The 13,723-nt window shown below is 53.3% G+C and carries 9 protein-coding genes; 3 read left to right on the top strand and 6 right to left on the bottom strand.

Features of this window, described 5'->3' with window-relative positions:
* Positions 1–174 precede the first annotated feature (174 nt).
* The 3 genes from IVA91_RS09405 to IVA91_RS09395 form a co-directional block, all read right to left on the bottom strand.
* Positions 175–405: a hypothetical protein gene (locus tag IVA91_RS09405; protein ID WP_247458586.1), complete on the bottom strand. Its 231-nt coding sequence runs from the start codon at positions 403–405 to the stop codon at positions 175–177.
* Positions 406–547: 142 nt separating this feature from the next.
* Positions 548–727 (bottom strand): hypothetical protein, encoded by a 180-nt coding sequence (locus tag IVA91_RS09400; RefSeq protein ID WP_247458584.1) that lies wholly within the window; start codon positions 725–727, stop codon positions 548–550.
* A 51-nt stretch (positions 728–778) separates the two neighbouring features.
* The gene (locus IVA91_RS09395; protein WP_247458582.1) at positions 779–1,015 is read right to left on the bottom strand and encodes a hypothetical protein; all 237 of its coding nucleotides are present in this window, start codon (positions 1,013–1,015) and stop codon (positions 779–781) included.
* A 505-nt stretch (positions 1,016–1,520) separates the two neighbouring features.
* Here IVA91_RS09395 and IVA91_RS09390 point away from each other — a divergent pair.
* Positions 1,521–3,296, top strand: coding sequence for a recombinase family protein (locus tag IVA91_RS09390; RefSeq protein WP_247458580.1), 1,776 nt, complete (start codon positions 1,521–1,523; stop codon positions 3,294–3,296).
* Positions 3,297–4,789: 1,493 nt separating this feature from the next.
* Positions 4,790–4,975: a hypothetical protein gene (locus IVA91_RS09385; RefSeq protein WP_247458578.1), complete on the top strand. Its 186-nt coding sequence runs from the start codon at positions 4,790–4,792 to the stop codon at positions 4,973–4,975.
* 2,602 nt (positions 4,976–7,577) lie between these two features.
* Here IVA91_RS09385 and IVA91_RS09380 read toward each other — a convergent pair.
* The 3 genes from IVA91_RS09380 to IVA91_RS09370 form a co-directional block, all read right to left on the bottom strand.
* Complete coding sequence (locus tag IVA91_RS09380; RefSeq protein WP_247458576.1) at positions 7,578–9,950, bottom strand: hypothetical protein; 2,373 nt, start codon at positions 9,948–9,950, stop codon at positions 7,578–7,580.
* Positions 9,951–10,300: 350 nt separating this feature from the next.
* A complete protein-coding gene (locus IVA91_RS09375; RefSeq protein WP_247458574.1) occupies positions 10,301–10,618 on the bottom strand; it encodes a DUF3768 domain-containing protein in 318 nt (105 codons plus the stop codon).
* Between the two features lie 156 nt (positions 10,619–10,774).
* Positions 10,775–11,020, bottom strand: a complete 246-nt coding sequence (locus tag IVA91_RS09370; RefSeq protein ID WP_247458572.1) for a hypothetical protein — start codon at positions 11,018–11,020, stop codon at positions 10,775–10,777.
* Positions 11,021–11,348: 328 nt separating this feature from the next.
* On the opposite strand from IVA91_RS09370, the gene IVA91_RS09365 reads away from it, so the two are divergent.
* Positions 11,349–12,551 (top strand): type IV secretion system DNA-binding domain-containing protein, encoded by a 1,203-nt coding sequence (locus IVA91_RS09365; protein ID WP_247458570.1) that lies wholly within the window; start codon positions 11,349–11,351, stop codon positions 12,549–12,551.
* Positions 12,552–13,723: the final 1,172 nt, after the last annotated feature.

Below are 13,723 nucleotides of genomic sequence, written 5' to 3'. Positions count from 1 at the left end.
TCCCGCCGACCCTAGTCGTATGAAGCTGACCGCTCTCAGGGGGCAACGTGGGGCAACACCAGAAAGGACGCCAGTTCTCAGAAATAGCGTGATAATCCGGACTGAATCCAGAAATATTCGGCGTGGATCCGGCCGAGCGAACTGCTACCATTGGCGATGCGATAGTCAGGCTCGCTAGCTCAACAAAGTACGGACCTTCATGGCGGCGTCATAGATCTCGATCTGAAGCATCGGATAAACCGGCTTTAGTTTTCGACCTGATGCTTCAGCGGCGTCGACAGTGTCAAACTCCGACTTGAAATGGCCGTCGATGATCGTCGCGAACCCATCGGTAGGAGGTCGATCGGCTCGTACCGGTTTCTTCGGCTCTGGCTCGTCAATTGCGAAAACGGGTGCTTTCATCATAATTCCTTTTCCAGGTCGCCGCCGTTAGTCGCTCAGGCTGGTCGGCAGCTGCCGTGAATGTTATTGCTTCACCTTTAAAGGAGGAGCGCAAGGGTAGAGACCGCTGTAGAAGCAGCACAAGTTGCTCCTATCAATTCGCGGATCATCCGATGAGCCATCGCCCCTTGTGAATATCGAATTTCACCAAGCCTTCGTCTCTCATTTTCAATAGAAGAGATTGGCCCACTTCGTCATTCACGATGTTGGCGCGTTTCATGACCTCGTAGAGTTTGAGCGGCTTCTCGCGGAGCGCGTTTTGGATATTCTCTCGATCATTCAGCATGGCTGCTCCCCGCAAACGCAGAAACGCTGAGGTTTATGTTGAATAAGCTGTTTAGATCAGCGCGAGTTTGATCTTGCCACCTTCAAGGGTTCCCGCCGCCAGAGCGTCGCGAGCCATCTTTTCGATGGTCAGCCAATTTGTGAGAAGGTACTTCTGCGCCTGAAGTTTCGTTGGGAATTTGGTTTGCAGAATGCAGCCCTGCCGTGCGTTCCCATTCGCAATCTGAAACGATACCGTTTGAGGTCCCTCGCTGATCTCTTGTTCCGTGGGCTTGGGAAGTTTTCGCATAAACTGAACCTTTACGAATTGACGCTGTCGCGAATGGAATTGATCCTATCTCGGGTAAACTTGGCCGGTGGATAGGTGCAGTGGCCCGGCAGGATTAATCGACGTCGGCGGCCTCGAGCCACGATCTTTTTAGCCCTCGGTGCAGGCTTGACGCCCTGGTGCGCGCTGGGTTGCGTGTTCCGGACCGCCTCGGTCAGCATCTGGCGTAGCTCAACCTTAGTCTTCGGTGGTTGTCGCGTGATAGATGTCTGCCAGTGGGCCATGCACACTATGTGGTGATGCCAGGGGGAAATTAAGCCCCGCCGATGGACTCCAATCGATGCGTATCCGAGTCGAGTCGCGACTCTCGGCGCTCATCGACGTAGCGAATCTTCGTAGGCGGGGAATTCGTGCCGATGCGGCATATCGTACCCTCTCGCATATTCACGACAACTTGGCACGATCTGTTGATATTCGATTCGCGCGAAATCGATTCCAATCATAGAATCGCGAGTCTAAGTCACTTATGCGGTATTTCATCTATTGCAGAAAATCATCGGAAGCTGAAGATCGGCAGGTCGCTTCAATTGAATCCCAATTGACGACGTTGAAGCGAACATTCGGCGACAGGTCGGACATCGAGGTCGTTGGAGTTTACGAAGAGTCGTTCAGCGCAAAAGCGCCTGGTCGCCCACAATTCGGTGAGATGCTCGCTGGGATAGAGAAGGGGGCGGCTCACGGGATTATCGCGTGGGCGCCGGATCGTCTTGCGCGAAATTCGATCGATGGCGGGCGCCTCATCTACATGCTCGATTGCGGAGTGATCCGGGATCTCAAATTTGCAACGTACACCTTCGAGAACAACTCGCAGGGTAAGTTCATGCTCCAGATCATGTTCGGCCAATCCAAGTATTATTCCGACGCACTCTCGGACAACGTAAAGCGAGGCAACAGAACGAAAATTGATAAGGGCTGGCGACCCAACCAGGCGCCTCTTGGATACCTCAACGATCCCAACACGAAGACGATCGTCAAAGACCCGACACACTTTCCTTTGATCCGATCAATGTTTGAGTTGATGCTCACGGGCTCGTACACGGCGAGGCAGATTGCGGTTATAGCACGCGACGACTGGCACTTTCGAACGCCGAAGAAGAAGCGGACAGGTGGTACGCCGCTCGCACTCAGCTCAATCTACCGCATTTTGACCAACCCATTCTACGCCGGCCTCATAGTCTGGGGTGGACAGACGTATCCCGGCAAGCACGAACCGGTCATCACGATTGACGAGCTCGGGCGCATACGTGCGCTATTGCAACGACCAGGTCGGCCTCGACCGCAAAGACATGCGTTTGCGTTTACAGGCATGATCCGGTGTGGCTCCTGTGGCTTAGCTGTCACGGCAGAGCATAAACACAAGCCATCCGGGCGCCACTATATCTATTACCACTGCACAAAGCGACGCCTGGGTCCTCGATGCGTTGAGCCTTCCGTAGAAGCGCGAACCCTTGAAGAGCAGGTGGGTCGGTTCATTCGGTCACTGGCGATCGATCCCGCGATCGAGGCGTGGATTCGTAAGGAGATGACGCACGACGCTACGAAGTTGCTGGAGGAGCATGAGGTACGACGGCGGTCGCTAGAGAACTCGATCAGAAGCGTTGAAGAACAGCTCGCGGAGCTGACTGGCCTCCGCATCCGGAATTTACTGATCGATCAAGAGTATCTCCAGCAGCGAGCCGCACTTCAGAAAGAGTGCATCGCGCTCCGGGAACAGATTGCTTCGAAAGATCACGGAGGCAATACGTTCGAACCCGTATCCGAATTGATTTCGTTCAGCAATAGAGCCGCGGATTGGTTCTTAGCGGGGGACGACCAGTCAAAACGGCTCATTCTTGAAACAGTCGGTTCGAACCCGATCCTCACACGAAAAATACTTAGGCTAGAAGCCAAAAAACCGTTCACGTCGGTTCACAAAACATCGAACTTACACACACTGCTGGGAGTCGACGACGACGTTAGAACTTTGGACGGTAAATGTGCCAACTCAGCAACTCTGCTGAGGGTCGACGAGGACGATCGAACTTTGAAAGGTAAATGTGCCGCGTGGTCACAAGAAGTATGGCGCGAGCTGCAAACCGAAGATGGCCAGCGCATCTTACACAACATCAGGCTTGTTCGGCAGCGCTTTGAGCCGGAGGTGATGGTGGAGGAGGGTTCTCGATCTCGCCGGTCAAAGGCCGCGAAAGGAGCTTATAGAGCGCGAGGAGATGATGCGACATTTCCGAGGCCTCTCCTTCCGTGATCTCTTCCCCGTAGACTTCCTTATATACTCGACGAAACTCTTCGAGGTGTTTCGGGTGAGACCGCGTGTCCGGATCGATAAGGAAATGTTCGAGACTATGCGAAAAGCCGCCAAAGACCTGCTTTGACGGCTTTCACTCTTTGCGCCTTACGGGGCGAGGCCGAAGCCATTTGGACCGCAAGTAAATGAGATGTAAGTTTGCCAAACCGAGTAATTAGTATCTTCCCCTTATTCGCGTCTGATAAAGATGGTTGATTGTACGTGGACCTCCTAGCAGTCCACCTCGACTATACGGATTCGGCTCTACGCGACCATAACCATTCCGTACGCTGAATTGTTGCCAGTTCGCTCCGGTCGGTCCGATCGGTGCGTAGTACGATCCTGGTGGCGTACGCATCGGGATAAAATGGCGGTTGAGAGTGTACGGCTGCGGTCGAAAATAGCCAGCTGCTGTCCCACAGGCCTGAACCGTGCCTGTTGCAGGTGCATAACACATGCCCTGTGCCTTCACCTCAACAGATTGCATCAGCACCACAAGTGGAGCAAGCATGCCAGTCGCTATGACAATGCGCATGACGTTTACCTCCCATGGATTGTTATTTCTACTCCTTATGCTTGAAGGAACGACATTTCAATATAAATGGTAGAACTGCGGCTATAAGGAGCGGCGAATAAAAGAGGATATGCTGGGGAATATAGAACCAAACTGGAATCGCGCGCGGAGGATCAGTGTCAAACCAATAAAGACCATCAGCGTAGATGACGCGAAAGAACAGAATGAGCGCAAAGACATAGACGCAGGTAATCGCCCATGATGTTGCGGCGATACAAAAGAGCGGGTGTTTTTTCGCGAACTTGACCATCTGCAAACCTTACCACACCAAGCGCATTGTCGAACTCAATCACGCTCGAGCCGCTGCAGCGAGAATTCGCGCCAGCTTGTGACTTAAGTGCTTCCCATGGGTGACGTGTAATTGTGCCAGCTCGGCAACTTTGCTGGGAGTCGACGAGGACGTTAGAACTTTGAATGGTAAATGTGCTGCATGGTCACAAGAAGTATGGCGCGAGCTGCAAACCGAAGATGGCCAGCGCATCTCACACAATATCAAACTTCTTCGGGCGCGCTTTGAGCCGGAGAGTCCGGCGAAGGAGGCGGTTTCTCGCCAGGTAAAGGCCGCGAAATTAATCGATAGAGCGCGAGGAGACGATGCGCCATTTCTGTCGCCTCTTCTGTAGCGAGTTCATCTCCCGATAATTCCTTGTAGATGCGACGAAGGTCTTCGAGACTTTCGGACGAGACCTTATGACCGGTTGGTTGCATGCCGGTATCGTATCCAAGCCAATTACGCTTTATAGACGCGCGACTATGCCACAGCGGCACATATCCCGTTCGCATTTATTGATGCTTTCTCGGTCAATAACGTTCGCATCCGTTCGCTTGCTGATCAGCCCGATCCTGCTATCAAAGACACCTGAATCACTGGAGACTGTAGATGGCCAAGAAAACAGCAAAGAAGATCGGTCGGAGAGAATACACCTCATCCGACGTTAAATTGCTGAGAGCGCACTCAAAAGCGAGAACCCCTGTTCCCAAACTATCGAAGCTGATGAAACGATCGGAAGGCTCACTAAGACAGAAGGCGCGGACCATAGGGATAGGCCTCGGGCATCAGCGATAAGCGAAAAGGAGCTCAGTCGCGATGCGGCTCGCTCCCTCTATGCGCAATGTTCCCGTGCCCTCCCGTGCTCGGCGGATGATAGAGCGCTCTTATCCGCCCTGGCGAAGCACAGAGCCCTACAAATCTCATCCAAGAACAGCCCGCCGTGATAGCTTCGTAAGGATGAAATTGATATCGTCTTCTGCCCCACCTTGAAAATGGTTCGCCCTCGTAGGTTCGAGTCCTACCCGGGGAGCAAAGTTGCTTGCGGCGAGCGAGCGTTTCTTAGCAGGAAGATCAAGCATTTTCCGACACACCGTCGTACTCAGAAGCGATCAGCGTTAGTCACATTTCATCACCTTTTGGGCAACCCGTGGGCAACCATGCAACATTATTAGAAAGAGCGATACGGCAAAGGTGATGAAGGATACCGCAAAGCGCCGCCATATGGCGGCGTTTGCATTGGAGGTGGCGTTCGAGTGGTTGAATATTCAGTTGCCGCTCTCTGTGGCTCGCCGGCCTCGTCGGTACCAACGGAAATACCGTAGCTTTTAACGCGGCGAGCGTTAATCGGAGATTCGTTTCTGATCCTGCGCAGGGCTTCTTCCGCAGTCTTTGTTACTGCTTTCATCTTTTCGTCCGCATTGCCAATGTCTCGAAACATGAGAGCTCCATAAATTGCTCGCCGAAGCCATCGACGCTCAGACTACATTAGAGAGAAATTCGGCGTCCTCGGGATTCCAACCCTTCTGACCGGAGACGCTCCAGGACGGCATCAGGATCAGGCCGTTCCGCAGCGGCATCGAACGTTTGTTTGAATGCCTTGATGAGATCGGGGTCTTTCATGTCATGCCTGAATGAATGGTTGCTCAGATCTCAGAATTCAGGCGCTTCCTCGCGTCCATCTATGTATTGCTGTATGAGCTTAGCGGCATTCTCGCGTCGACCCATTTCCTTCAAAAAATCAATCGCGCTCGACAAATTCATAGGCGTGATCGCCTGTGCGCATTTAGGAATCGCAACTTCCATGCCATCAAGAACAGCATCAACATTATTGTCTAATGAGTCGTGATAGGCATCTCACGCACGGTTAAATGATCTACCCTTATCAGATAGCTTGAACTCCCGCTCTCGTTCTTCAGCAGCTGCCTTGAGCGCGACGGCGTCGAACCGGCCTTGTTCAACCCCCTGAAGAATCACTGCGTCGAACTCATCAACATGGGTAAAGCCGAATTGCGTTATCAGTGCTCGCCAAGACACGCTCTGCAACATGCGATAAAAGAATTGATCCCCAGTGAACAGTTGTTCACTGGGGATTTGTTTCTCTCAGGCACATCATGCCCCTTCTTCGCGAATATATTTCGCCAGGGACTCGCCAATGTATCCACGCATCATCAGATGAGGTTCTGCATCGCCTGAACGCCAGCGACTGATGGTGGACAGGGAAACCTTTGCAATGAGCCGGAATTGGTCAGGAGATATCTTCAGGTCGTCAACTACGAGCCGTACTTGGGCGGGATTTGTCTTTTAGCAAGCGTTGCCGAAGACAATGCTCCTTCGCTTGCCTGCATACAGCGTAATTTCTTCCAAGAAGTGGATCAGGTCCCCGAGTGGCTTATTGAGGCTTCGAGAGGTTGGTTGACTATAGGACGTGCGCGTCATTTCTGGCTCGAAAGCAAAGGTGTGCTTGAGCAAGCAAAAATGTTTGTAAATGCGATGCAGAACCACACAAGGACTTCTAGGATTGAGCGCGAAAGCGGAGCTACCCGAACGATACACGTGGACTTAGACATACTTTGGTTCAGCAAATTCTTTCCAGTAATTACGCAGATCGTACGGGGCGAGACATCTTTGGATGAATGCCGGTTTTCGGACACTCCATATCGTGCCAAGGTCGTTCACGGCGACATGTTATAGAAATTCTCGACCAGACGAACAAAGACGCACTCAATAAGAGAGATCCACTCAACACCGACGACGTGCTCGCATTCTGCCAAGAGTTCATAAAAGAAAAACGCAACATACTGCTTTACACCTTACATCGTGGGGAACCCTGATCCCGCGTTCAACAGAGTCCCTGAGCACCACCAAGAACGATTCGACGGACTGCGGACGTATTGGGAGAAGGAAGCGCAAAAACGCGAGGATGAAAAGCGCGCAGGCCTTGAGAAAGCTGAGCCAGACCTTGACGAGCAGAAGCAGCAAGTACTCACCAACGTTTTGCAGGAACTAGAGAAGAGCCAACCAGTCGCAGGCGTCTCGCAAGACTCGACCTCGTCGACGGAATAATCGGCAAGACGGCAGTTCTGCAGTGCAGGTCGCCGACTGCCTCCTCCATACGATTGGCAAGATTTCTGAAGGTGCGGATAGACCTCCGATCATAAATCGGTTGGCAACGGTTTGCACGAGCACCAGATTACTAAAAAGAAAAACCTCCGAAGTTGGAGGTTAAAAAGATTCTAGAGTCATAAGCGGATCTACGATTATGGAGCGGCATGCATCGACCCACGTTTTGGAGGACTGCCCTGTAGAGAAATTGTAGTCTTGGCGCTTCCGTCCAAAAGAACTGCCGGGAGAAAAGCGTCGAAAAGCGGCAACGGAGCCGGGCGCAGCAACTCGATCTTCAGATTAGCTGAGGCTGTTTAGTTGCATCTTTTCCCTGGATGCGCAGTGCAGGCCAAAATGCAGGGTGGATGCGGTAAACTGGTGTCCGACCTCGCTTCCTCGCCAACGCCTTCAAGATCTCCATGTCGTAATGAGTATCGTAGATGTAGGTCACCCTTCCGCCCCCGTTGCCATCGGCATTCGGCAGGCCGAGGAATCCATAGTACAAGAGCAAGTCAACCAGTTGGTCGCCTGCCGAGGAATCGAGCTGTCGTATTTCTGCAAGAACCATCAGATCTTCGTGAGAGACCTCTGACGGCTCGCCAGCAAATTCGTAGAGCAACTTGTTTGCCTTGGGAAACACGTCACTTATCTCTCTGTTGATCTCAGTAACAAGGTCTCGCGAGTAGGCGTCAAGCGCGTTCACCACGTCTTCTGCGCTGATTTGCTCATGGCCGACGTTTACCGCAAAGCCTTTGCAGTGCTGAAAGAGTTGAATCAAATTCCTTGGACGCAGAAGGCAACAGTCTAGGAAGGATTCTATCTGAGCGCTGCCCGACTGTTCAAAAATTCGCGCCCAGATCTCCGTGATCGGTTTACCCTTGAAATTGTTGTCTCCGAACTCCAACCGGCGACGCAGCAGCTCGACAAGCTGCCTCCGATCTGTCCAGTCCAAATTGACTTGCATATCTTTGCCATAGTCGGCTGTGCCAGCAATGAGCAATTCGTAGACGTCATTCCGAATGAATACCACTGCCCGGAAGTTCGCTCCTTTCTGTACCAGTTCTCGCTTTAACTTCTTGGCGGCATCAACAAGACAGCGAAGGATTGTAATATCCTCCGAGGCCACGCCACCTGTTGACCAACCTTTGTCTAGATTGTCAAACAGTACCCACACTTCATCCTTGTGCTTTAGATATTCAGACAGGACGCCTTCAAGCTTGCGTATATCATGCGTGTAAACGATCTGCGTGATATGTCCACTTGTGAGAGTTTCATCCAACTCGATCTGGGCATCCGTGAAGCGCTCTGCAATGCTGCGGGTCAGTACAAGCAGCCGCTGAGAGAAGTCTCCGCCTACATCAAGGTCGGATGCTCGATAGATCGCGACTAGCTCCTGATATTTTGACGTGATCCGGTGATCAAACTTGTGACGTGTTTTATCGGTCTCAACTATCCGATGCACGATCTCTAATAGAATTACGTAGTGCCAGAATGAAGTGATCAAGTAAGCCTGAGATCCGGCCTTTAAGAACCGGAGAACGAGATCTTTGAGCTGCGTAAGCTGATAACCCTCCGGCTTAAGATCGACAACGATGTTGTCTTTATTGGAGCGAAGTCTGTCACGCACTTGGAAGAACAGTGCAGTCTTCCCGGACCCCTTTCGGCCGGTAACCAAATCCACTTGCCCCTGCAGGGTTCTTCCGAACGCATCGGTCGGAATGAAATAGGACTTGAGCGTTGTGAATTCGTTCTCCGCGGCCGGATCTCCGATGGAGAGTTTTTGCAAGACTCCCGGCTCGACTGGCGCCCGCGAATTTAGTCTCTCGAACGAACTTTCTACCTCGATGCGAAATTTGCCAATCAGTCTGTCAATGTCATTCGGGTTCTCATAGTCCGAGGTCTCATCCCTGATATCCAACGGCGCGAAAACTTTGGACTGTTTGAGAATGAGCACGGGACGCTCCAATCCGTGCGCCAACCCGGCCACGAACATCGCGCGATAATTGTGAATCTCTGAACCAACATACTGGTCAGACAAGAATGGTACAATCACGCCGCTTGACGCAGCAACACTTTCGATAGCGAAAGCTGCCGACAGCCGAATCGATTCTTCATCCGAAAAGCTCCGATAAAGCCGGAACTCACGCTTTATGGCCGACACCATCTGTCGAATAGCTTCTGAAGAGCCTGGAATATCTAGAAAGAAGAGCCGCTTTACCGTATCGAGCCGATAGTCAACACTCGTGGCACGCGTGTCGAGAGGCAGAGCTAAGTAGTTCGCAAGATCTTCAGCAGTCCGATATTCGTGGCGACCGAGCGTGTCAAAAATTCCGATTTCGTTAGAAAGATCAATGTCTCCCTTTAGGCCTGTATTTCGAATCAGCAGTGCGCGCTTTGATTGCCCGATGGCATATCCGACCTCGTAGGTCACATTCAGGTTCAAAAACGTTATGTCAGCCACGAGCAAAGGCGAACTGGTGATGTTCTGCAGAATAGGCGCAACCAGTTCACGGCCAGCAATGTCATTTTCCGTCCAGAGTTGATACTCGAACGGAGAGTCTTTCGCGTGGGCCGCGGCTATCGCGTCAGAAAGGCACGCCAGCAACTCTCCCGAACGGGAGGGGCTGGCGACGAAGCATCGCTCTCTTATCTCGCCACTTCCTGTCATCAAATCGTCCTACCAATCATTCCTTCATGTTGTTGCAATGTGCGCGATTCGCTCTCATTACGCGAGTCAACTCGCGCTGCCCGAACCTCATGCGGCTGGATGAGCGCAAACCCGTCCTCGCGGAGGGAGTGCGCCGCAAGGGCGATATTGAACTTGGAGCCGTAAAAAGCACCCCCGCATTGAAGCGAGGGTGTGGACAAAAAGAACATCCAAGGTACATCCGCTCTGTTCGGGCGCATGACAGCATCACGCTGTCCGTCAGGCCTTCCGAAGGTCCCCACAACGGTACTCCTCCTGCTGGAGCGTCCATCCGCTGCGTCTAGATGGGGGGCGGTCACTTCTTGCTTTATTCAGTACTCGGTCGCGAGCATGAGCGTGAGCACGCGTAGTGTCCGCTCGGGATTGCCGGGATCTTCGGAGCCGTGGCGCATATCCTTGTCGTAGTAGTCGATCTTCCAAAAGAACTTGCGACCGACCAGATCGAAGCTTCCGAAGTCGTGCTCGCCGTGCGGGTCGTTCTCCGGCGTAAATTCCGAGAAATCCGCTACCTGACGAAGTGCCTCGGCCTTCACGCAGTCCGCTAGTTCCGCAACGCCGATTGTCATCATGACCTTGCCGCCGCGAAACGTGTTCCGGAACGCGTCGTTGAGAAGTGCGATCTTATTCATGATCGCGCTCCTCCGGGTGTTCGCTTTTTGTACGGGGACACATGCCGGGCCCCGCAGTGCGGACAATCATCGTCACACTGTGCGGACCAGATATCCGTCCACTCGCGACCGCATTCTGCGCAGTGGTAGTACGTTCGAACCAGCATCGTCGGCCTCCTAGATCAGGTCGGCGAGCACGAGGACCGATAAGAGGGTGTTGCCGCCACACACCTCGCAGAAGCCTTGATCCTGGTCTGGCTCCATATCTGCTGTGTGGTCACATCCCTCCGTCGTACAGATGGCCGGACACGAAGTATCCTTAAGGACCATCGCTAACAGAAGATCGTCGACTCTATCGAAGCCGCTAAGATCGCAAAGCCTCATCAGTTTCTGAGCTTTTTGGGAAAGAGCAATGTTGGACATCGTGTCCTCCTCGCTACGAGCACCCGACCCATTCGGGGACTCGATCGCGAGGAGGAGGCCGAGCGTCCGTCACTGAGCCGGATTAGAATAAATACCCAATCGACCGTATGGACGCTCGTCGCGATGCCTCCGCCTCGCCACCGAGACCCGGACATGCATGCAGGTCCCGGATCGCGGGGCGGAACGTATAAAGATCAAAACTCTGAGGTGATTGTCGCGGCTAAGTCGAAACGAGTGGAGGCGAGAGATCGTGCCACTTCGTCACTGAGCGAACGTGACATCGAAATACCTGACACACCCTCTCGGAGGATATGTCTGAGGCGCGAGTATGGAGCGTATGCCGCTAGGACTTACGCGCTTTGCTCGCGCCGACCATCGCAACGTTGACTACACCTTTGGGATCAAGGATGAGGATCGGTTTTCGCACATCTACATCATCGGTAAGACAGGTACCGGCAAGTCGACCTTGATCGAGACGATGGCGCTCCAGGACATTGAAGACGGACGCGGGCTTGCGCTTATCGACCCCCATGGCGATCTGGTAGAGCGTGTCGCGGCTCAAGTGTCGGAGACACGCAAGTCGGACGTTATCTATTTGAATGCCTGTGATCCAACGCAGCCGTACGGGTACAATCCCCTACGCCATGTTCGAGAAGATCGGATCGCTCTTGCCGCTTCCGGCTTCATCGAGGTCTTCAAGAAGATGTGGCCGGACGCATGGGGCGTGCGCATGGAGCACATCTTGCGGAACGTGCTTATGGCCCTCCTGGAGCAGCCGCACGCGACCATGCACGACGTCCTGCGCATTTTGTCTGACCAGAAGTTCCGTATGGAGATTGCGCGAAAGTTAAAGAATGAGACCGTCCGCACGTTCTTATTGAAAGAGTTCGATCGTTTTTCATTCGGCTACCGGGCAGACGGTACAGCCCCTATTCAAAACAAAGTTGGGGCCTTTCTTTCGGACCCACTCCTCAACCGGTTACTCACCGCGCCTGAGCGCGACCTCCACATCCGGCAGATCATGGACGAGGGCGGAGTATTGCTCGTGAACCTAGCTAAGGGACAAATCGGCGAAGATAGCTCTTCGCTTCTGGGCGGCTTGCTTGTCACAACGCTTGGACTGGCTGCCTTCAGCCGAGCGGAATTGCCAGAGCATGAACGGAGAGATTTCTACGTCTACGTTGACGAATTCCAGAACTTTACGACGCTCGCGATGGCAAACATGTTCTCGGAGCTCCGTAAGTATCGGGTTGGCTTTACAGTCGCGCACCAATATTTGCATCAATTGATACCGGAGGTCCGTCACGCGATCTTTGGAAATGCCGGTTCGATCATTTCCTTCCGTGTTGGCGCGGAAGACGCACAGTACCTAGTCCGCGAATTCCATGAGAAGTTTGAAGAGATTGATCTGTTGCAGCTGCCCAACTACCACATCTATCTGAAGCTCATGATCGATGGATCCTCATCCACGCCCTTTAGCGCGATTACGCTTCCGCCGTCGCGGCATCTCCGACACGAAGTACAAGACTAATGATATTGATAGTGGCCGCCCACGAAGCGCAATGCTCACGCGGTGCGACAACACGGGAAGGTGGTCCTCCGGCGCGTAACAGGAATATCAAAGCAGAAAACGAAGCCCCGAACGGTCAAGCATGCCGGCCTGCTCGCGGCCGTCAAGAACGGTTTGCGCTGCTCTCGCGCTGGCCGCAAGGGCGGCTATCGTGACTGCCGCTGCGCTGACGGCAAGCGCATGCAGGTCGCGGCGGAAGCATGATCTCCGGTCCAACAAAAGGATAAGACAAAGCAAGATTGTCTAACGAGACGCACAGCATTTGAACAGCGATTTGGGCCGTGTTTGATCGCCGGCCGGTGAGTGTTCAACTCGCGCGTCTTTTATGCGTCCGGAGCGTGTGAGGAGAGAGCGCGTCCCAACCTACTCAGCGTCGGCTGGCCACGTGCCGCAGCCGTTCCGCCAGCCGTTCGTGGTCACCCAGGTGCGCCAACATGCGGCTCTTCCGCAGTTTGCCATGATTGGGTACTGAACAGTGCAACAGTTCGTGCACGATTACAAAATCCGTGAAGCTTCGGCGACCTTTCGGCTTGCTATGTCCGGAATCTTTTATGCCATCATCCGTCAGTTTGCAAAGTACGTCCGACGACTTTACCTGCGCGCTGCATTGTCATCCTGCGCTCCACCGACGTCGGACGGACTGTCGGGCTAGCCCAGGCCGAGGACCAGTTGAATAGTGGGGTGCCGCCAGCCTCTCGCGCCCGGCCTTTCACGAATCAATATCGTGTGGTAGGCACATAAACATATTGTGCTTTGGGTGGATGCGGGGAATCCCGAGTGTTCAACCTCTCATTGATTCTCGTTCTGCGGGGGCGAGACAAAATAGGGACGGGCCCTTGACATCCGATTCTCACGGCAGTTTGCTAACCACATGTAAGGCGTTCCCAGTGAGCGTCCGTATCGTTCGGCGCCCTTCCGACATCGATCGCCCCGCGCGCTTGATGCCTAGCCGAAAACAGACGGGCTGTCTGATGCTTCGTTCTGCACGTAACCTCTGCGACCTCGAGCGCGTCAGCGTGGAATTTCCCCGCTCGCTCAAGCTTGCGCCCGCTCAGAATCTACGAATTCGCCCAGTTGACTTATGTCAGCTATGCTGACATATTTGTTGAAGGCTTAGTCAGAGTTTTGGTGTT

The sequence above is a fragment of the Bradyrhizobium sp. 153 genome (genome assembly GCF_023073835.1).
GTDB lineage: Bacteria > Pseudomonadota > Alphaproteobacteria > Rhizobiales > Xanthobacteraceae > Bradyrhizobium.
Note: the sequence above shows the minus strand (reverse complement) of the source record. Positions and strands in the feature narration are given on the sequence as shown.